The following is a 19,078-nucleotide window of genomic DNA, read 5'->3' on the forward strand; positions in this document are numbered from 1 at the left end:
GCCGCCGGCTCAGTGCCAGACGGTTCGCCGCCGGCTCAGTGCCCGCCGTTGTCCTTCAGACGCTTGAACGAGGCCTCGACCTCGGCCTTCGCCTCGGCCACCCCGACCCAGTCGGCGGCCTCGACGTGCTTGCCCGGCTCGAGGTCCTTGTAGTGGACGAAGAAGTGCTTGATGGCATCCAGTTCGAACTGCGGGACGTCGCCGATGTCCTGGATGTGATCCCAGCGCGGGTCGCCGGCCGGCACACACAGCACCTTGTCGTCGCCGCCGGCCTCGTCGACCATCTTGAACATGCCGACCGGACGTGCCTCGACGATGACGCCGGGGAACACGGACTCGGGGAGCAGGACCAGCGCGTCCAGCGGGTCGCCGTCCTCGCCGAGCGTGTTCTCGATGAAGCCGTAGTCGGCCGGGTAGCCGAACGCGGTGTAGAGGTAGCGGTCCAGCTTCACGCGACCGGTCACGTGGTCGACCTCGTACTTGTTTCGCTGACCCTTGGGGATCTCGATGGTGACGTCGAACTCCACGCCGATTCCTCGCTGTCGTGTCGATGATGATTCGGGGAGAGGATATCGGGTCGAGGATAAGGTTGGTTGTCTGACCACCCACGAATCACAGTGAAGACGGAGGCGCGTTGCCGGGCCAGGGAAAGAAGAAGATGGGCTCGTTGGCGGGACGCCACCGTCGGAACATGCGAATTCTGTTCGCGTCGGTCGTCGTCGTGGTGCTCGCGATGGCGGCTGTACTCGTGGTCGCGGTGACCGCGCACAACGCGTCGGCGGGCCGCGGTGAACTGACGATCGCGCCCGAACCGGCGCCGATCACGGCGGCCCCGCAGGTCACGCCGGTGCCGGACGACGCCCCGATGCCGACGGCGCAGGGGATCGCCGCCGCGGTCGGTCCGGCCGCCGCGAACCCCGACCTCGGCAAGTTCAGCGGAACGGTCGCCGACGCGGTCACCGGTCAGGTCCTGTGGAGCGTCAACCCGCAGACCCCGATGACCCCGGCGTCGACCACCAAGGTCCTCACCGCGGGATCCGCGTTGCTGGCGTTGCCGACCGACCGCCGTGTGACGACGAAGGTGGTGCAGGGCGCGACTCCCGGCGAGATCGTCCTCGTCGCCGGTGGTGATCCCACTCTCACCGCGAAACCGGTCGGGGAGAACGGCTACTACCCGGGTGCGGCGCACATCTCGCAACTGGTCGATCAGATCCGGAACGCGGGCATCCAGGTCACGAGCATCGTGGTCGACATCAGCATCTACTCGGGCGACACCATGGCGCAGGGGTGGTTCCCGACGGACGTCGGCGCCGGATTCATCACCCCCACCGAACCGATCATGATCGACGGCGGACGGGCCGACCCGCTCGTGGACGAATCGCCGCGCAGTTCGACACCCGCGCTCGACGCCGGGCGGACGCTCGCCGGTGCGCTCGGCGTCGCCCCGTCGGCGGTCACGTCGGGGGTCGCGGCGCCCGGTGCGGCTACCGTGGCGAGCGTGCAGTCCGCGCCGCTGCGCGACCGGTTGCGGCAGATGATGGAACACTCGGACAATGTGCTTGCCGAAGCGATCGGGCGGGAGGTTGCCATGAATGCCGGCGCGGAAGCATCGTTCGACGGCGCCGTCGCGACCATCGGCCAGACGCTGACCGCGGCCGGATTCGATCTGTCGGGGTTCACCCTGCACGATGCCAGCGGGTTGTCCGTCGACGACCGCATCGCCCCGCACACGCTCGACCAGGTCCTCACGGCCGCCGCGGGCGACGGAAATCCCGCCCTGCGGCCGATGCTCGACTACCTGCCGGTGGCCGGTGCCACGGGCAGTCTGTCGGACCGGTACGCGTCGGGGAACCGCACGGGCGCCGGATGGGTGCGGGCGAAGACCGGCACCCTGTCCACGGCCAGCGCGCTCGCCGGCTACGTGGTGGACCAGAACGGGCGTGTGCTCACGTTCGCGCTGATGTCCAACGACCGCCCGCCGGAGGTCAGCCGTCCCGCGCTCGACGCACTGGCGGCCGCGCTCCGCACGTGCGGGTGCCAGTGATGGCCGCCGAGGGAAATGCCTTCAGCGGTGCCGTCGACTGGAAGCTTGCAGCCAGGACGGGGGTGAAGCTCGCGCGCAGCGGACCGGTGACGTCGCGGTACACCGCCGAAACCGTGGTCGCGGAACTGGCCGACGCGTCGATGCGCGCGGAACTGCCCGTCCGGGAAGTCACCGGCCTCGCCGACGGACTTCCGGTGCCGACCGCCCAGATCCTCGACCGGGCCGGGTGGATCCACGCCGCCGCGCACTCGATGTCGCAACTCACGGGCGGCGACGCCGCTCCCGGCACGCTGGTCGGCAAGCCGGCAGGCATTCAGGCCGGGGCGATGCTCGCGTACCTGTCGTCGGCGATCCTCGGCCAGTACGACCCGTTCACCGGCGACAACGGAACCCTGCTGCTCGTGGCGCCCAACGTGGTGTCCGTCGAGCGCACATTGCGGGTGCGGCCCAGCGACTTCCGGCTCTGGGTGTGCCTCCACGAGGTGACGCACCGGGTGCAGTTCTCGTCCTCACCGTGGCTCACCGGATACATGCAGGAGTCGGTGGAGACCCTCGGATCCGCCGAGGACGAGTCCGTCACCGACATGGTCGGCCGATTGTCGTCCGCGCTGCGCGCCCGCGGGCGCACGGAACCGGACGAGTCGGGCGCACCGGGCGGCATCGTCGGACTGCTGCGCGCGGCCCAGGCGGAGCCGCAACGCGAAGCACTCGACCGTCTGCTGGTACTCGGCACCCTCCTCGAGGGACATGCGGACCACGTGATGGACGCCGTCGGCCCCGCGGTCGTGCCGTCGGTGGCCGCGATCCGGGCGGCGTTCGATCAGCGGCGCCGCCGCAAGAGCAATCCGGTGCAGCGTCTCATCCGGGCACTGCTCGGGATGGACGCCAAGATGGCGCAGTACGTGCGCGGCAAGGCATTCGTCGACGCGGTCGTGGACAGGGTCGGGATGGACCGGTTCAACGTCGTGTGGACCGGCCCCGACACCTTGCCGCGGCTCGCGGAGATCGACGCGCCGGACGCCTGGGTGTCCCGGGTTCTGGGCTGATTCGAGGAAGGGCTGAGCGGTGATGGTGCTTCCCGAGGAGCCGGCGATCCTCGAGGTTCGTCACGCCGTGCGGCGCTGGATCGCGGCGCACGCCCCGGACGGTGAGATCGCGGTCGCGTTGTCGGGTGGCGCCGACTCACTGGCACTGACCGCGGCGGCCGCCGCCGAGGCACGGTCGGTGTGTGCCCTCGTCGTCGATCATCGGCTGCAGCCGGGTTCCGCCGACGTGGCCGACGAGGCGGCCGCCCGTGCCCGAGCGCTCGGCTGCGCGTCCGCCGAGGTGCTTCCCGTCGATGTGACCGGGTCGGGCGGACTCGAGGCGGCCGCCAGGCAGGCCCGTTACCGCGCCCTCGACTCGGCGCGCGGAACCCGTCCGGTGCTGCTGGGACACACCCTCGACGACCAGGCCGAAACGGTGTTACTGGGGTTGTCGCGCGGTTCGGGCGGTCGATCCATCTGGGGGATGAGCGCGTACGACACCCCGTGGGGGCGTCCGCTACTGGACGTGCGCCGCGCGTTGACCCGGCAGGCCTGCGCGGAACTGGGACTGAGCCCGCACGAGGACCCGCACAACGCCTCCCCCGACTTCGTGCGGGTGCGGCTGCGCACCGAGGTGCTGCCGCTGCTCGAGGACGTCCTGGGCGGCGGCGTCGCCGGGGCCCTCGCCCGCACCGGGGAACACCTGCGCGAGGAAGGTGCGGTCCTCGACGCGATGGCCGCCGACGCCCAGGCAAAGGCCGTGGTGGAAGGCGAAATCGACACCGCCCTGCTCGCTCTGTCGGCGCCACCGGTCCGCCGGCGGGTGCTGCGCAGCTGGCTCCTCGCGGCCGGTGCCCGCGGTCTCGGAGACACCCAGCTGCGGGCCGTGGACGACCTCGTCGCACGGTGGCGGGGACAGGGGCAGGTGGCGATCGGGGGCGGAACACCGGACGCGAGGTTCGTGGTCCGCCGACGACGTGGCAGGCTGAACGTCGGATTGGACGACCGACGAAGGGTTTGATCGCGTGTACGAAGGCGACATCGCATCGGTACTGATCTCCGAGGACGAGATCCGTCGACGTACCGTCGAACTGGCCGAGGAGATCGCCAAGCGCTACCCGGAGGGCGCCCCGGAGGGGGATCTGCTCCTGGTGGGTGTCCTCAAGGGCGCCATCTTCTTCATGACCGACTTCGCGCGGGCCCTCCCCATCCCCACCCAGATGGAGTTCATGGCCGTCAGCTCCTACGGGTCGTCCACGTCGTCCTCGGGCGTCGTGCGCATCCTCAAGGACCTCGACAAGGACATCGCAGGCCGGCACGTGCTGATCGTCGAGGACATCATCGACTCCGGTCTGACGCTGTCCTGGCTGATGCGCAACCTGTCGAGCCGCAACCCCGCGTCGCTCGAGGTCGTCACGCTGCTGCGCAAGCCCGACGCCATCAAGGTCGACGTCAACGTCGCGAACGTCGGCTTCGACATTCCCAACGAATTCGTCGTCGGGTACGGCCTCGACTACGCCGAGCGTTACCGCGACCTGCCGTACATCGGGACCCTCGAGCCTTCCGTCTACGGCGGCTGATCTCCGCGCCGCCCGTCAGCGGACGGGTTCGTGGGATACGGCGAGCTCCAGCGCCCGCAGGTCCTGCTCCAGTTGCCGGAACAGCCAGTACACGCCGACGAACGCGAAGATGCCGCCGACGCACAGGATGCGGACCGCGATGATCACCAGCGTGATCTCGTCGGGCGACAGGAACGTCACCCCGGCCACACCGGCCAGCGGAACCGAGGCGGCCACCGCGAGATACAGCGTGCTCCGGCGGTCGAGACCCCGCAGTTTGTGCGCGTCGGCGCTGCTGGCGATGTCCTGCGGCAGCAGGGTCGGGTAGATGCAGCGCACCGCGAAGAACGCCACCACGAAGAACGGGTACGCCACCGACACGGCACCGCACACGATCAATGATGCGATGAAGTGCACGTACGCGCCCGGCGGCACGTTCCCCGCCGCGAGTTGCAGGGAAATCGGATAGGCGATGCCCGCGATGACCCACAACCCGAACACCACGAGCACGACGCGGTCGCCGAGCAGCAGCGTGTCGGTGCGGGCCCGGGCCAGCGTCTGGCGGTCGTACGTTTTCCCCTTGCGCAGACCCCGCGGAACGAGCAGCGGATATCGGCACCAGTAGAGCAGCATGATCGCGCCCAACGGGAACGCGATCGAATTGATCACCAATTGGATCGATTCGAACGAGTGCTGGGCCTCCGGCGTCAGATTGCTGATGATCAGCATCTTGTTGTGGTGATAGTTGTAGGCGCCCGCGAGGGCATTCGGCACCGCGATACCGATCACCAGAATCGGGAGGGCGAATCGGCGCAGCCGCATGCGCCAACTGTTCGGCGGCGGATCGACGAGGTCCCGGGCCCGCGGATTCAGGCACAGGTCGAATTGCTGGGCCAGTTCGGCGCCGGACGACCACCGGTCCTCCGGTTTCGGTGCCAGACACGTCAGCAGCACCCGTCGCAGCGACGGCGGGCAGTCGTAGGGCAACTGGTCCAGAAATTCGGGGTCGATGTCGCGGCTGCGGCGGTCCAGCATCGCTTCGAGTGCGACGAGCGACTCGCTCGACACGTCCTCGTCCTCGAACGGACGCCGCCCGCACATCAGCTCCCACAGCATCACCCCGAGGGCGAAGATGTCGCTGCGGGTGTCGAGGTCCGCCGCCGTCCCCGGCATGCCGCGGTGACACGCCTCGAGCTGCTCGGGCGACATGTACGCCAGGGACCCGCCGAAGTAGGCGAGCGGTGACGCCCCGGTGACGGTGTCGCTGAAACTGATGTTGAAATCGGCTAGCTTCGGCACACCCTCGGCCGTCAACAGGATATTGGCGGGCTTGATGTCGCGGTGCAGGACGCCGCGCTTACCGGCGTAGTCGAGGGCTTCGGCCAGTCGCCGCCCCAGCCACGCGATGGTCTCCGGCCAGGTGAGCGACGCGATCTCGTCCCGCACACTCGAGTCGGTGGGCCTGAGCTCGCCCTTCTCCCGCATCTCCTCGTCGACCACGTCCAGCAGCAGACTGCCCGTCCGGTCCTGTTCCGGGGTCACACGCACGCGGCGCAGCACCCGCAGCAGGGTGCCACCCGGCAGGTACTGCATGTAGAGGAGGCGTAGCTGGCGGTCTTCGAGCAACCGCTGGTCGAACACGCGCACGATGTAGTTGTGGTCGAGCTGAGCGAGGGTCTGCGGCTCGTTCCCCTTGTCGTGCGAGATCTTCACCGCGACGAGTCGCTGCATCGACCGCTGTCGTGCCAGGAACACGCGGCCGAACGCGCCGCTGCCCAGGCCCATCAGCAAGTCGAAGTCGTCGACCTGCTGACCGACCTCCACATCGTCGAGAGCCGCATTGCTCGGCGGCTTGGTGATGAGCGTGTCCGGCTGCCTGGCGGTCACGGTCGGACCGGCGGCCGCGGTTTGTTCGGCGGCGGCGGTTTGTTCGGCGGCGGCGGTCTGCTCGGCGGTCATCGTCCGTGCGGACACGGTGTGCGCAGCAACCACCGTCGACGGGCCGGCCGCGACCGTCGCTTCGCTGCTCTCGTGTTCGGAGTTCGTGACTCCGACGGTCCGTTCGGCAGAGTCCGATCCAGCGGCCGATCCGTCTCTGCCCGACCCGTTTCCTCTGGTCATTGCACATCGAGGGTTCTACTGGGCGGGTTCTCTGGGCACATCGAGGTTGTCTGGAGCGGTGTGAAGAGTCCCATCCAGGGACAAGCGAATGGTAACCCCACAGACCTACCGTATCCAGCGCGAATACTCGAAATGCCTGCTTCGCTGCACCATATACTCGGGTAATGGGGGACTCCCCGTTCACCTCAGCCGTCGTCGTCGCCGAGCAGGTTCGCTCGGGCGTCTCGAGCCCGATGGAGCATGTCGAGGCCGCGCTCGCGGCCATCGAACAGCGTGAACCGAAGATTCAGGCGTTCGTCACCGTCCTCGCCGAACAGGCCCGAGCCGACGCGCTCGCCCTCTCCCGCAGGCCGGATCTGTCCACACTTCCGCTGGCAGGAGTGCCCGTCGCGATCAAAGACGTCATCTCGGTGGCCGGGCTGCCGATGCGCGAGGGATCGGGTGCGACCAGTGCCGAACCGAGGGTCGCCGATCACCCGGTCGTCGCGCGACTGCGGGCGGCGGGAGCGGTGGTCGTGGGCCTGACCACCCTCCCCGAACTGGCGGTGTGGGGAACCACCGACGCGCCCGGCCACATCACCCGCAATCCGTGGAATCCGTCCCTGACCTGTGGGGGTTCGTCCGGGGGAGCCGCCGCCGCCGTCGCCGCGGGGATGGTGCCCCTGGCCCACGGGACCGACGGTCTGGGGTCGATCCGCATCCCGTCGGCGAACTGCGGAGTGTTCGGTATCAAACCGGGCAGGGGAGTCGTGCCGTCCGAACTCGGCGCCACCTCGTGGTTCGGCATGGCCGAGAACGGGCCCATCGCCACGACCGTCGACGACGCTGCCCTCATGCTGTCCGTCCTCGCCGATCGACCCGAACTCGCGCGGATCGGCGCATCGGAACCGTTGCGGATCGCGGTGGCGGCAGGGTCGCCGACGTTCCTTGCCACGGTCGATCCGCAGTGGCGGGACGCGGCCGTGCGCGCCGGCACGGAACTGACCGGCTCGGGTCACGACGTCGAGCCCGCGACGTTGCCCTACCCGGTCAACCTGCTCCCCGTGCTCGCCCGCTGGACCGCGGGAACGGCCGCCGACGCGAAGGGACTCGATCTGCGGCGACTGCAGCCGCGGACCCGCAGGCACGTCGCGCTGGGCCGCGCGCTGGGCCGGTTCGTCCGCCCGGAGCAGGTGGGCAGGCTCGAAGAGTCGCTACGCGCTTTCTTCGAGAACTACGACGTGGTGATCACACCCGCTCTCGCGCAGCCGCCGCTCGCGGCGACGACGTGGAGCGAGCGGTCGTGGCTGTCGAACATCGTGGCCAACGTGCGGTACGCCCCGCTCAGCGCGCTGTGGAATCTCGTCGGGTGGCCTGCGGCGAGTGTCCCCGTCGGCACGCACTCGCATTCGGGCACCCCGCTGGCCGTGCAGATCGCGGCGCCGCCCGGGGGTGAGGCCAGGATCCTGGCCCTGGCCGCTCACATCGAGCGGGTGGGCGGCGGTTGGCCGAGGGTCGCGCCCGCGCGGTGAACTCCCGCACATTCGGACCCGGATCGAGTCCGAGGGAACCGATGGGCAACCGCATGCGTTGAAAGAAAAGAGACCGCTCCCAACGGCGGTTGGCTGCTACCTGGAGTCGCCGGGGTGCCTTCGCGGTAACCTGGTTTGTCCGGTTGGCAGCCGGAAGGCGCACCCGGAAGACCCGCACTCTCGAAAGGACCGGCCATATCGGCCGACCTGTATGAACCGTAAGACTGTGTTTCGAAACCTGGCGATAGTTGCCGGCATCCTGCTGGTGATCTACGCCTTCAGCTACTTCGGCAACGACACGCGCGGATTCCAGGGTGTCGACACCTCCGTGGCGATCGCGCAGCTCGACGCGAACAACGTCGACAAGGCGCAGATCGACGACCGGGAGCAGCAGGTGCGCCTGTGGCTGAAGGACGGCAACGACGCCACCGACGGCAAGACCGAGATCCTCGCGAAGTATCCGGCGTCGGCGTCCGAGCAGATCTTCAACAAGATCTCCGACAAGGGCCTGCAGAGCTATAACACCACGGTCACGCAGGAGAGCTGGCTCACGTCCATCCTGCTGTTCGTCCTGCCGATGGTGATTCTGCTCGGCATCTTCTTCTTCGTGATGAGTCGCATGCAGGGCGGCGGTCGTGGCGGCGTCATGGGCTTCGGCAAGTCGAAGGCCAAGCAGCTCAACAAGGACATGCCGAAGACCACGTTCGCCGACGTCGCGGGTGCGGACGAGGCCGTCGAAGAGCTGTACGAGATCAAGGACTTCCTGCAGAACCCGATGCGCTACCAGTCGCTGGGCGCGAAGATCCCGCGCGGCGTGCTGCTGTACGGGCCGCCCGGAACCGGTAAGACACTTCTCGCCCGCGCGGTGGCAGGCGAGGCCGGCGTCCCGTTCTTCACAATCTCCGGTTCGGACTTCGTCGAGATGTTCGTCGGTGTGGGTGCGTCCCGCGTACGCGACATGTTCGACCAGGCCAAGCAGAACAGCCCCTGCATCATCTTCGTCGACGAGATCGACGCCGTCGGACGCCAGCGTGGCGCCGGCCTCGGCGGCGGTCACGACGAGCGTGAGCAGACCCTCAACCAGTTGCTGGTCGAGATGGACGGTTTCGGTGACCGCACCGGCGTCATCCTCATCGCCGCCACCAACCGCCCCGACATCCTCGACCCGGCGTTGCTGCGCCCGGGCCGCTTCGACCGTCAGATCCCGGTCGGCGCCCCCGACCTCGCCGGTCGTCGCGCCATCCTGAAGGTCCACTCGCAGGGCAAGCCGATCGATCAGCACGCCGACCTCGAGGGCCTGGCCAAGCGCACCGTCGGAATGTCGGGTGCAGATCTGGCCAACGTCATCAACGAGGCCGCGCTGCTCACGGCCCGCGAGAACGGCACCGTCATCACGGAGGCCGCGCTCGAGGAGTCCGTCGACCGTGTCGTCGGCGGTCCCCGCCGCAAGAGCCGCATCATCAGCGAGCACGAGAAGAAGATCACCGCGTACCACGAGGGCGGGCACACGCTCGCCGCGTGGGCGATGCCCGACATCGAGCCTGTCTACAAGGTCACCATCCTCGCCCGCGGCCGCACCGGCGGTCACGCGATGACGGTGCCCGAGGACGACAAGGGCCTGATGACGCGGTCCGAGATGATCGCCCGACTCGTCATGGCGATGGGTGGCCGTGCGGCCGAGGAACTCGTGTTCCACGAGCCGACCACCGGTGCGTCCTCCGACATCGACATGGCAACGAAGATCGCCCGGTCGATGGTCACCGAGTACGGCATGAGCGCCAAGCTGGGTGCGGTGCGGTACGGCCAGGAGGGTGGAGACCCGTTCCTGGGCCGGTCGATGGGTCAGCAGTCCGACTACTCGCACGAGGTCGCGCGCGAGATCGACGAAGAGGTCCGGAACCTCATCGAGGCCGCGCACACCGAGGCGTGGGCGATCCTCAACGAGTACCGCGACGTGCTGGACATCCTGGCCACCGAACTGCTCGAACGCGAGACGCTCACCCGCAAGGATCTCGAGAAGATCTTCCACAGCGTCGAGAAGCGCCCGCGTATCACCGCGTTCAACGACTTCGGTCACCGGACGCCGTCCGACAAGCCGCCGGTCAAGACGCCGCGGGAACTCGCGGTCGAGCGCGGCGAGCCGTGGCCCCAGCAGCCCGAGCCGGTGTTCGCCCAGCAGCAGTCGCAGCAGGCTCCGTCGCAGCAGCAGTACCCGCAGCCGGCGCCCGCCAACGGTTACTCGCAGCCGGCACCGGCCCGGCCGCAGGGTGGGATGACGCAGCCGCGTCCGGACTACGGCGCCCCCGCGGGTTGGTCGGCTCCGGGCTGGCCGCCTCGCGATCCGGGCAACCAGAACCCGGAGGGGCAGTACCCCGGGAACCAGGGTCCGGGGAACCAGTGGAACCCGCCGCACGAGCAGCGTGGCACCGGCGACGACGATGCGCAGACGAGGGCCTGGAAAGGACCGGACGGATCCAACTGATCCGCCCGACACTAGGCTGTTGCTTCGGGACGATCGGTCCCGGTACTGGAGGAGTTTCGGTTGTCGGTGAATCATCTCGGTAGTGAGCCCGTGGCACTCGAGACGGGCCGGGTGTTCGATCAGCCGCGTGCCGAAGCTGCGGTGCGCGAACTGCTGATCGCGATCGGTGAAGATCCGGACCGTCCCGGACTCCGGGATACGCCCTCCCGCGTGGCGCGGTCGTACCGCGAGGTCTTCGCGGGCCTCTACACCGACCCGGACACGGTGCTGAACACGACGTTCGACGAGGGGCACCAGGAGCTGGTGCTCGTTCGCGACATTCCGCTGTACTCCACGTGTGAGCACCATCTCGTGTCGTTCCACGGGGTTGCCCACGTCGGGTACATCCCCGGTAAGACGGGCAAGGTGACCGGGCTGTCGAAGCTGGCGCGCGTCGTCGACCTGTACGCCAAGCGTCCGCAGGTCCAGGAGCGTCTGACCAGCCAGATCGCCGACGCCGTCATGCGCAAGCTCGACCCGCGCGGTGCGATCGTGGTCATCGAGGCCGAGCACCTGTGCATGGCGATGCGGGGCATCCGCAAGCCTGGTGCGAGTACCACCACCTCCGCGGTGCGTGGTCTGCTCCAGTCCAGCGCGGCCTCACGTTCCGAGGCTCTGGACCTTATTCTGCGGAAGTGACCGTGATCGAGCTGCCCTCGCCAGGCCGAACCGTGGTGATGGGCGTCCTGAACGTCACCACCGATTCCTTCTCCGACGGCGGACGCTTCCTCGATCGTGACGCCGCACTCGCGCGCGGTCTCGAGCTGAAGCGTCTCGGCGTCGACATCGTCGACGTCGGTGGCGAGTCCACCCGCCCGGGCGCGGCGCGGGTCGATCCCGACGTCGAAGCCGGTCGCGTCGCACCCGTGATCGCGGATCTGGTGGGCGAGGGCATCTGCGTCAGTGTCGACACGATGCGGGCGTCCGTCGCGGAGGCCGCGATCGAGGCGGGTGCGTCGATCATCAACGACGTCGCCGGTGGCCGCGCGGATGCCGCGATGGCCTCGGTGGTCGCGGACGCCGGAGTGCCGTGGATCCTGATGCACTGGCGTTCGGCTGCCGACTACGTGCACCGCGGCACCGCCGATCACTACGACGACGTGGTCCGGGAGGTTCGGGACGAGCTGATGACCCAGGTCGACCTGGCCGTGAAGGCCGGGGTGGATCCGGGTTCCCTGGTGCTGGATCCGGGTCTGGGTTTTGCGAAGAACGCCGACCACAACTGGGCGCTGCTGAAGGCGCTGCCCGAGTTCAACGAGCTGGGATTCCCCGTCCTGATCGGCGCGTCGCGCAAGCGGTTCCTGGGTTCGCTGTTGGCGGATGCGGACGGGGAGCCGCGGCCGCCCGCCGGACGGGAGATCGCGACCGCCGTCGTTTCGGCGCTCGCCGCGACCCACGGGGCGTGGGGAGTGCGCGTGCACGATGCGCAGGGTTCCCTCGACGCCATCGCGGTCGCCGAGGCCTGGGCAAAGGGTGCAGCCGGACGTGAGTGATCGAATCGAGTTGCGCGGCTTGAAGGTTCGTGGAAATCACGGCGTCTTCGAACACGAGAAGCGGGATGGTCAGGACTTCTACGTCGACATCACCGTGTGGATGGACCTCGCCCCGGCGGCCGCATCGGACGACCTCGACGACACCCTCGACTACGGCGGACTGGCCGAGCGCGCGGCCGCGATCGTCGCGGGGCCCCCACGGGACCTCATCGAGACCGTCGCCGCGGAGATCGCGGACGGGGTGATGACCGACCCTCGCGTCCGGAGCACGGAGGTGGTGTTGCACAAGCCGTCCGCGCCGATTCCGCTGACGTTCGCGGACGTCGCGGTGGTCGCGCACAGGTCGCGGCCATGAGTCGCGCGGTGTTGTCGATCGGATCGAACGTCGGCGACAGTCTTGCCCATCTGCAGTCCGTTCTCGACGGGCTGGGTGACGCGGTCGTGGCGGTCTCTCCGGTGTATTCGACGGCGCCGTGGGGCGGTGTGGAGCAGCAGGACTTCCTCAACGCGGTTCTCGTCGTCGACGATCCCGCACTCGACGGTTACGGCTGGCTGCGACGCGGGCAGGAACTCGAGGCCGCCGCCGACCGGGTGCGGATCGAACGGTGGGGCCCCCGCACGCTCGACGTCGACGTCGTCACGTGCGACGACGTCCGCAGCGACGACCCGGAACTGACGTTGCCGCACCCGAGAGCACACGAGCGTGCGTTCGTGCTGATTCCGTGGCTGGACGTCGAACCCGAGGCCGTCCTGCGGGTCGACGGGACGACGACCCGGGTGGATGCGCTGCTGCCACTGCTGGACGACGACGAACGGGCCGGCGTGCACCGGACGCAACTCGTTCTGGACCGGCGGTCGCGATGAAGCCGGAACCGACGGGCACGATGAAACCCACCCGGATCTGGGATCTGCTGTTCCTGGCCGCTCTCGCCGTCGCCGCCACCTGGATCCTGGTCCGGGTGTTCTACGGCTCGTTTCCGCCGATTCCCGTGTACGCCGGGGCGTCGCTGTACCCGGTCGCGCTGATCGAGGTCGTGCTCGCGTTCATGGTGCGATCCCGGGTCAGCAATCATCAGGTGGGCGACGGACCGCGTCAGCTGCACCCGATCACCGCCGCCCGGGTGGCGGCGCTCGCCAAGGCGTCCGCGCTCGTCGGTGCCGCGACGGCGGGGGTGTGGGGCGGTTTCCTGCTGTACCTGCTTCCGCAGCGGTCGGTGCTCCGGGCTGCGGTCTCGGACACTCCCGGCGCGTGGGTGGGTCTCGTCGCCGCGCTTGCCCTCGTCGGCGCGGCGCTGTGGTTGGAACATTGCTGCCGCACTCCCGACGACCCCTCGGACGAGCCGGCGCACTAGGGCACAGGGGATCGCCGCAGGTCCGATGGAATGCGCGGCGCACCCTTCGCGGCCAAGTACCCTGGCACCATGACGAATCCTGGTCGCCTCAAGTCTGCGCGCCGCAACAGGCGCAGCGCGAGCCAGATGATCGTTGCGGGGTTGCTCGCCCTCGCGGTGATCGCGTCCCTCTTCCTGATCTTCAGCGACAGCGTCCAACTCCTGCGGGTGGGCCTGGTGGCCGCACTGTGGGCCGCCACGGTCGGTGCCATCGCCATGACGAAGTACCGGCGCGAGTCGGCGCTCGACAAGGCGAAGGTCAACGACCTGCAGACCGTCTACGAGTTGCAGCTCGAGCGGGAGATCTCGGCACGGCGCGAATACGAGCTCACCGTCGAGAAGCGGGTGCGCAGCGAGGTGCGCGCCGACGCCGAAGAACTTGCCGCGCTGCGTGCCGAACTCTCGTCGCTCCGCAAGAATCTCGAGGCCCTGTTCGACGGCGCGATGCCGACCGAACGGATCGCGCTGCGGGCGGATTCGACGCGTGTGCAGGAACTTGCAGGCGGGTCGTACAGCAGTTACCAGCCTGCTGCGTCGGGCCTGTACATCCCAGGGGCGGGACATGCCGCCGGGGCGGGGCATCAGAGTGGTTCCGCCCAGTCGTCGCACCACTTCGCGAATCCGGACGACGATCCGGTCACCGCCGAGACGTCCATCGTCGAGCCCGCCTATGCCGGACACACCGAACCCGAGATCGAGATCGAGGTCGAGCCGGAACCGGAGCCCGAGCAGGTTGCCGAGACTCGGCAGGCTCCCGAGCCGGAGCCGGTCGCGGAGGTCGAGCCCGAACCTGTCGCGAAGCCCGAGCCGGAGCCCGACTCAGAGGCAGCGGCAGGGGCAGAGGCCGAGCCCGAAGCGCGGCCGGGCCGCCGACGCGCGCCCGAGGACGACGAACCGTCGGGTGCGCACGCCAACGGGCTGTCGGTCGCCGAGATCATGGCCAACATGCAGTCGGCATCCGGGGCCGCCCAGAGCACCGGCGGCAGGCGTCGCCGGGCCGAATAAGGCCGGACGCGCCCGAGGATCAACCCGCATCGTGTGAGGCATATATCACTCTGCCTGCGCATGGCGGGCCGTGTTAGAGCCGGGCTATCCTCACCCTGGAACGTCTGGTACCCGCCGAGCGGGACTGGAACGAACGAGAGGACGAAGGTGACCTCTTTCGGGATCACTAATGGCCCTGCGCCTGCGAGGTTGACGGTAGGAATCGTCTCCGCCGGCCGGGTCGGTACAGCAATCGGTGCCGCGTTGGAGCGGGCAGGTCACGTCGTCGTCGCCTGCTCGGCCGTCTCCGACGCGTCACGTCACCGAGCCCGGACCCGGCTTCCCGAGACCGAGATTCTGCCGGTGGCAGAGGTCGCGGCCCGTTCCGAACTGCTCGTTCTCGCCGTCCCCGACGCCGAACTGCCGTCGCTGATCGCGGGGCTGGCCTCCACCCGTGCGGTGCCGAGTCGCGCGATCGTGGCCCACACGTCCGGCGCGAACGGCATCGGGATCCTCGACCCCCTTACCGAGCAGGGCGTCGTTCCGCTCGCGATTCACCCCGCGATGACGTTCACCGGGCACGACGAGGACACCGTCCGTCTCGCGTCCGCCTGTTTCGGCATCACCGCCGCCGACGATATCGGTTACGCGATCGCGCAGTCGCTGGTCCTCGAGATCGGCGGCGAGCCCGTCCGGGTCCGCGAGGACATGCGACCGCTGTACCACGCCGCTCTCGCCCACGGCAGCAACCACCTGGTGACGCTCGTCGTCGACGCCGTGGCCGCGCTGCGCGTCGCCCTCGAAGGCCAGGAACTGCTCGGCCAGGAGTTGATCGGCGACGATCCGAACGGCCTGGCCGAACGAGTTCTCCAGCCGCTACTGTCCGCGGCGCTCGACAACGCCCTGCGGCGCGGGCCGTCGGCGCTGACGGGGCCGGTCGCGCGGGGCGATTCGGAAGCGGTCGCCACGCATCTGCGGGTACTCGAAGAGGTCGATCCGCGGATCGCGGCCGGCTACCGCGCCCTGTCCCTGAGGTCGGCGCAACGCGCCGGTGCGACACCCGAACTGCTGGAAATCCTGGAAGACCGGAGGTGAGTTCCGTGAGCGATCTGCAGGGCGGATACAAGCGCGGCGAACTGACCGTGCACCACGACCCGAGCGTGCTGACCCGGGTCTCGAAGGCGCTGCGCGGTGTCGGCCGCCAGGTCGCGCTCGTGCCGACGATGGGGGCCCTCCACACGGGCCATCTGGAGCTGGTGCGGCAGGCCAAGCTCACCGGCGCGGTGGTGATCGTCTCGATCTTCGTCAACCCGTTGCAGTTCGGCGCCGGCGAAGACCTCGACGCCTACCCGCGCACCCTCGACGCCGATCTCGAACTGCTGCGGGAGGCCGGAGTCGAGCTGGCGTTCGTGCCCACCGCAGCCACCATGTACCCGGCAGGACCGCGGACCACGATCCATCCCGGACCGCTGGGCGCCGAGCTGGAAGGCGTGTCCAGGCCGACGCACTTCGCGGGCATGCTCACCGTCGTCGCCAAGCTGCTGCAGATCGCCGCGCCGAACGTCGCGTACTTCGGTGAGAAGGACTACCAGCAGCTGACGTTGATCCGGCAGATGGTGACCGACCTGAACTTCGACGTCCGGATCTTCGGCGTGCCCACGGTGCGTGAGCACGACGGACTGGCACTGTCTTCGCGCAATCGCTACCTCGACGAGGCGCAGCGCAGCGCGGCGACGGCACTGTCCGCGGCCCTGATCGCCGGCGCCCACGCCGCGGCCGGGGGCGCCGAGGCGATCCTCGCCACCGCGCGCGAGGTGCTGGCGTCCGTCCCTGAGGTGGAGGTCGACTACCTCGAGGTGCGGGGCGTCGATCTCGGCCCCGCCCCCGAGCGGGGCGACGGCAGGCTGCTCGTCGCAGCCAAGGTCGGGACCACCCGCCTGATCGACAACGTCGGTGTCGCCGTCGGCACCGGATTCCTCGAACGCGACGCCGAACCACCGTCGGACGCGTCGGCCGCAGACGAACTTCTTTCCCGCTAGAAGAGTAAGGACCGGAACATGTTTCGCACCATGATGAAGTCGAAGATCCATCGCGCCACCGTCACGCACGCCGACCTGCACTACGTGGGCTCGGTGACGGTCGACCAGGATCTGATGGACGCCGCCGACCTTCTCGAGGGCGAGCAGGTGTGCATCGTCGACATCGACAACGGCGCGCGGCTCGAAACGTATGTGATCGCCGGCGAGCGGGGAAGTGGTGTCATCGGGATCAACGGTGCGGCAGCGCATCTGGTCAAGCCCGGCGACCTCGTCATCCTCATCGCGTACGGCGTCATGAACGAGCAGGAGGTGCGCGACTACGAGCCGCGTGTCGTGTTCGTCGACGCCGCCAACTCACCGATCGAGCTCGGCGCCGACCCCGCGCACGCGCCGGAGGGCTCCGGTCTCATCACCCCGCGCATGCTGTCGACGCTCGACGCCGAGCGCGAATCCAGTTTGGTGTAACCCATGCTCCTCACCGTCGACGTCCGGAACACGAACATCGTTCTCGGACTGTTCACCGGGTCCGGCGAACACTCGAAGTTGGTGCAGGACTGGCGGATGCGCACCGACGCGAGGATGACGGCGGACGAGCTGGCCCTCATCTTCCGGGGCCTCCTCGGCGCGCACACGGATCAGATCACCGGTGTGTCCGCGCTGTCGACGGTGCCGTCGGTGCTGCGGGAGATCCGCGTGATGCTGACGCGGTACTGGGGGCACGTCCCGCACGTGCTGGTGGAACCCGGGGTGCGAACCGGTGTTCCGCTGCTCGTCGACAACCCCAAGGAGGTGGGCGCCGACCGGATCGTGAACAGTCTTGCGGCGCATCACCTCTACGACGCACCGTGCATCGTGGTCGACTTCGGGACGTCCACATGTGTCGACGTCGTGTCCGCCAAGGGCGAGTTTCTCGGCGGCGCCATCGCGCCCGGCCTCGAGATCTCCTCGGACGCACTCGCGTCGCAGTCGGCGGCGCTGCGCAAGGTCGAACTGGTGCGGCCCCGCTCCGTCGTCGGCAAGAACACCGTCGAGTGCATGCAGTCGGGTGCGGTGTTCGGTTTCGCCGGTCTCGTCGACGGGTTGGTCCGCCGCGTGCGCAAGGAACTGCCCGCCTTCTCCGGTTCCGACGTGGTGGTGATCGCGACCGGTGACCGCGCGCCGCTGATCATGCCCGAGACGGAAACCGTCGACGAGCACGAACCGGATCTCACGCTCGAAGGCCTGCGCCTGGTCTACGAGCGGAATCAGGCTCGCCGGGGTGCGCGTCGCAGCCCGCTCGAGTGACGGGTTCCCTCTTCGCGGAAGTTATGTCAGAATGGTCCCCGTGAATCTCTGCACGAGTGCTCAGGAGTGTTGTCGAGGCTGAACGCTGCCTTGACCAATTCACACTTCTGGGAGTCTCTCTCGTGCTCGCAACGTATTCTTCTGCATCTGTACCCACCCGTCTTCGCCCGGCTGACCTGCTGCGCATCACCGATCAGGGTGCTTCCGAGGTCCTCGACGGCCGCCACGACGTCCTGCTCCCGCAGAGCTGGCCCACCGACGAGCGCTGGTCGACCCGGCTCTACTCGGACGACGACGTCGACGTCTGGCTGATCAGCTGGGTTCCCGACCGGAACACCGAATTGCACGACCACGCAGGCTCTTTCGGCGCACTCACGGTTCTCAGTGGTGCACTGTCCGAGTTTCGTTGGGCGGGTGACCGTCTGCGTCACCGCACTCTCGAGGCCGGCGATCAGGCCTCGTTCCCGCTCGGCTGGGTCCACGACGTGGTGCGGGCGCCGGACGCGCCCGGGGCGGAGGTGGTGACGCCGACGCTGAGCGTGCACGCCTACTCACCGCCACTATCGGCCATGTCCTATTACGAGGTCACCGACCACGGCACGCTGCGCCGTACCCGGACCGAGCTCACCGATCTCCCCGAGGGTGGTTCGAAGTGAACATCGACCAGATGCTCGAAGAGGCCCGCACCCAGATCGACCGCATGTACGCATTCGAGCTGCCCGAGGCCGTGGCGCGTGGCGCGATCGTCGTGGACATCCGCCCGCAGGCGCAGCGGGCGATCGAGGGAACGCTCCCCGGCGCACTCGCCATCGAACGCAACGTCCTCGAGTGGCGTTGCGATCCCACCAGCTCGGCGCACCTGGCGCTCGCGGTGGACCACGACGTCGAGTGGATCATCGTCTGCTCCGAGGGCTACACGTCGAGTCTCGCCGCGGCGGCGCTGCAGCAGCTGGGTCTGCACAAGGCGACCGATCTCGTCGGCGGGTACAAGGCGATCAAGGCTGCGGGGTTGCTGGGCTCGCTCATCGCCACGCAGCACTGCGTGCGGGAGCTGGCCACCGTCTCGGCTCACTAACGGCGAGCCGTCGCATGACGCTGACGGCGAG

General features: G+C 68.7%; 20 protein-coding genes. 18 read left to right on the plus strand and 2 right to left on the minus strand.

What is annotated here, in order from left to right:
- Window positions 1-35: 35 nt before the first annotated feature.
- Window positions 36-527 (minus strand): inorganic diphosphatase, encoded by a 492-nt coding sequence (locus RHA1_RS21415; RefSeq protein ID WP_009477470.1) that lies wholly within the window; start codon window positions 525-527, stop codon window positions 36-38.
- A 131-nt stretch (window positions 528-658) separates the two neighbouring features.
- Between RHA1_RS21415 and dacB the strand changes: the two genes are divergently transcribed.
- Genes dacB through hpt form a run of 4 tightly spaced genes read left to right on the plus strand, consistent with a single transcriptional unit; the run spans window position 659 to window position 4,649 of the window.
- A complete protein-coding gene (gene dacB, locus RHA1_RS21420) occupies window positions 659-2,044 on the plus strand; it encodes a D-alanyl-D-alanine carboxypeptidase/D-alanyl-D-alanine endopeptidase (protein WP_011596817.1) in 1,386 nt (461 codons plus the stop codon).
- A complete protein-coding gene (locus tag RHA1_RS21425; protein WP_011596818.1) occupies window positions 2,044-3,090 on the plus strand; it encodes an Rv3626c family coenzyme F420 biosynthesis-associated protein in 1,047 nt (348 codons plus the stop codon). Before dacB ends, RHA1_RS21425 begins: the two co-directional genes overlap by 1 nt.
- 22 nt (window positions 3,091-3,112) lie before the next feature.
- A complete protein-coding gene (gene tilS, locus RHA1_RS21430) occupies window positions 3,113-4,090 on the plus strand; it encodes a tRNA lysidine(34) synthetase TilS (protein ID WP_011596819.1) in 978 nt (325 codons plus the stop codon).
- A gap of 4 nt (window positions 4,091-4,094) precedes the next feature.
- A complete protein-coding gene (hpt, locus tag RHA1_RS21435) occupies window positions 4,095-4,649 on the plus strand; it encodes a hypoxanthine phosphoribosyltransferase (RefSeq protein ID WP_005244976.1) in 555 nt (184 codons plus the stop codon).
- A gap of 15 nt (window positions 4,650-4,664) precedes the next feature.
- Here hpt and RHA1_RS21440 read toward each other — a convergent pair whose 3' ends face one another.
- Window positions 4,665-6,749 (minus strand): serine/threonine-protein kinase, encoded by a 2,085-nt coding sequence (locus RHA1_RS21440; protein ID WP_050787348.1) that lies wholly within the window; start codon window positions 6,747-6,749, stop codon window positions 4,665-4,667.
- A 164-nt stretch (window positions 6,750-6,913) separates the two neighbouring features.
- Between RHA1_RS21440 and RHA1_RS21445 the strand changes: the two genes are divergently transcribed.
- The 14 genes from RHA1_RS21445 to RHA1_RS21510 all read left to right on the plus strand — a co-directional run bounded on the left by RHA1_RS21445 (window position 6,914) and on the right by RHA1_RS21510 (window position 19,047).
- Window positions 6,914-8,260, plus strand: a complete 1,347-nt coding sequence (locus RHA1_RS21445) for an amidase (protein WP_009477475.1) — start codon at window positions 6,914-6,916, stop codon at window positions 8,258-8,260.
- Window positions 8,261-8,471: 211 nt separating this feature from the next.
- On the plus strand, window positions 8,472-10,742 hold the full coding sequence (gene ftsH, locus RHA1_RS21450) for an ATP-dependent zinc metalloprotease FtsH (protein WP_011596821.1): 2,271 nt from the start codon (window positions 8,472-8,474) through the stop codon (window positions 10,740-10,742).
- A gap of 60 nt (window positions 10,743-10,802) precedes the next feature.
- Window positions 10,803-11,420, plus strand: a complete 618-nt coding sequence (gene folE, locus RHA1_RS21455; protein WP_009477477.1) for a GTP cyclohydrolase I FolE — start codon at window positions 10,803-10,805, stop codon at window positions 11,418-11,420.
- The gene (gene folP, locus RHA1_RS21460; RefSeq protein WP_011596822.1) at window positions 11,417-12,274 is read left to right on the plus strand and encodes a dihydropteroate synthase; all 858 of its coding nucleotides are present in this window, start codon (window positions 11,417-11,419) and stop codon (window positions 12,272-12,274) included. The genes folE and folP overlap by 4 nt, the downstream gene beginning before the upstream one ends.
- A complete protein-coding gene (gene folB, locus RHA1_RS21465) occupies window positions 12,267-12,629 on the plus strand; it encodes a dihydroneopterin aldolase (protein WP_009477479.1) in 363 nt (120 codons plus the stop codon). Before folP ends, folB begins: the two co-directional genes overlap by 8 nt.
- Window positions 12,626-13,138 (plus strand): 2-amino-4-hydroxy-6-hydroxymethyldihydropteridine diphosphokinase, encoded by a 513-nt coding sequence (gene folK, locus RHA1_RS21470; protein ID WP_011596823.1) that lies wholly within the window; start codon window positions 12,626-12,628, stop codon window positions 13,136-13,138. Before folB ends, folK begins: the two co-directional genes overlap by 4 nt.
- Window positions 13,139-13,158: 20 nt before the next feature.
- Window positions 13,159-13,626: a DUF3180 domain-containing protein gene (locus RHA1_RS21475; protein WP_192817860.1), complete on the plus strand. Its 468-nt coding sequence runs from the start codon at window positions 13,159-13,161 to the stop codon at window positions 13,624-13,626.
- Between the two features lie 69 nt (window positions 13,627-13,695).
- Window positions 13,696-14,670, plus strand: a complete 975-nt coding sequence (locus tag RHA1_RS21480; protein ID WP_192815093.1) for a DUF6779 domain-containing protein — start codon at window positions 13,696-13,698, stop codon at window positions 14,668-14,670.
- Between the two features lie 147 nt (window positions 14,671-14,817).
- Window positions 14,818-15,744: a Rossmann-like and DUF2520 domain-containing protein gene (locus RHA1_RS21485; protein WP_011596825.1), complete on the plus strand. Its 927-nt coding sequence runs from the start codon at window positions 14,818-14,820 to the stop codon at window positions 15,742-15,744.
- Between the two features lie 5 nt (window positions 15,745-15,749).
- Window positions 15,750-16,688 (plus strand): pantoate--beta-alanine ligase, encoded by a 939-nt coding sequence (gene panC, locus RHA1_RS21490; RefSeq protein ID WP_011596826.1) that lies wholly within the window; start codon window positions 15,750-15,752, stop codon window positions 16,686-16,688.
- 18 nt (window positions 16,689-16,706) lie between these two features.
- Window positions 16,707-17,153: an aspartate 1-decarboxylase gene (gene panD / locus RHA1_RS21495; protein ID WP_005262154.1), complete on the plus strand. Its 447-nt coding sequence runs from the start codon at window positions 16,707-16,709 to the stop codon at window positions 17,151-17,153.
- A gap of 3 nt (window positions 17,154-17,156) precedes the next feature.
- A complete protein-coding gene (locus tag RHA1_RS21500; protein WP_011596827.1) occupies window positions 17,157-17,972 on the plus strand; it encodes a type III pantothenate kinase in 816 nt (271 codons plus the stop codon).
- 122 nt (window positions 17,973-18,094) lie between these two features.
- Window positions 18,095-18,628, plus strand: coding sequence for a cysteine dioxygenase (locus tag RHA1_RS21505; protein WP_005244961.1), 534 nt, complete (start codon window positions 18,095-18,097; stop codon window positions 18,626-18,628).
- Entirely contained in the window at window positions 18,625-19,047 is a 423-nt protein-coding gene (locus RHA1_RS21510) for a rhodanese-like domain-containing protein (protein WP_005244960.1), read from the plus strand. Before RHA1_RS21505 ends, RHA1_RS21510 begins: the two co-directional genes overlap by 4 nt.
- Window positions 19,048-19,078: the final 31 nt, after the last annotated feature.

The organism is Rhodococcus jostii RHA1, from assembly GCF_000014565.1.
Taxonomy (GTDB): Bacteria; Actinomycetota; Actinomycetes; order Mycobacteriales; family Mycobacteriaceae; genus Rhodococcus_F; species Rhodococcus_F jostii_A.

Coding starts and splice junctions, on each gene's coding strand:
- dacB (WP_011596817.1), top strand. CDS start 659: ATGGGCTCGTTGGCGGGACGCCACCGTCGGAACATGCGAATTCTGTTC.
- RHA1_RS21425 (WP_011596818.1), top strand. CDS start 2,044: ATGGCCGCCGAGGGAAATGCCTTCAGCGGTGCCGTCGACTGGAAGCTT.
- tilS (WP_011596819.1), top strand. CDS start 3,113: ATGGTGCTTCCCGAGGAGCCGGCGATCCTCGAGGTTCGTCACGCCGTG.
- RHA1_RS21440 (WP_050787348.1), bottom strand. CDS start 6,749: ATGACCAGAGGAAACGGGTCGGGCAGAGACGGATCGGCCGCTGGATCG.
- RHA1_RS21445 (WP_009477475.1), top strand. CDS start 6,914: ATGGGGGACTCCCCGTTCACCTCAGCCGTCGTCGTCGCCGAGCAGGTT.
- ftsH (WP_011596821.1), top strand. CDS start 8,472: ATGAACCGTAAGACTGTGTTTCGAAACCTGGCGATAGTTGCCGGCATC.
- folK (WP_011596823.1), top strand. CDS start 12,626: ATGAGTCGCGCGGTGTTGTCGATCGGATCGAACGTCGGCGACAGTCTT.
- RHA1_RS21475 (WP_192817860.1), top strand. CDS start 13,159: ATGAAACCCACCCGGATCTGGGATCTGCTGTTCCTGGCCGCTCTCGCC.
- RHA1_RS21480 (WP_192815093.1), top strand. CDS start 13,696: ATGACGAATCCTGGTCGCCTCAAGTCTGCGCGCCGCAACAGGCGCAGC.
- panD (WP_005262154.1), top strand. CDS start 16,707: ATGTTTCGCACCATGATGAAGTCGAAGATCCATCGCGCCACCGTCACG.
- RHA1_RS21500 (WP_011596827.1), top strand. CDS start 17,157: ATGCTCCTCACCGTCGACGTCCGGAACACGAACATCGTTCTCGGACTG.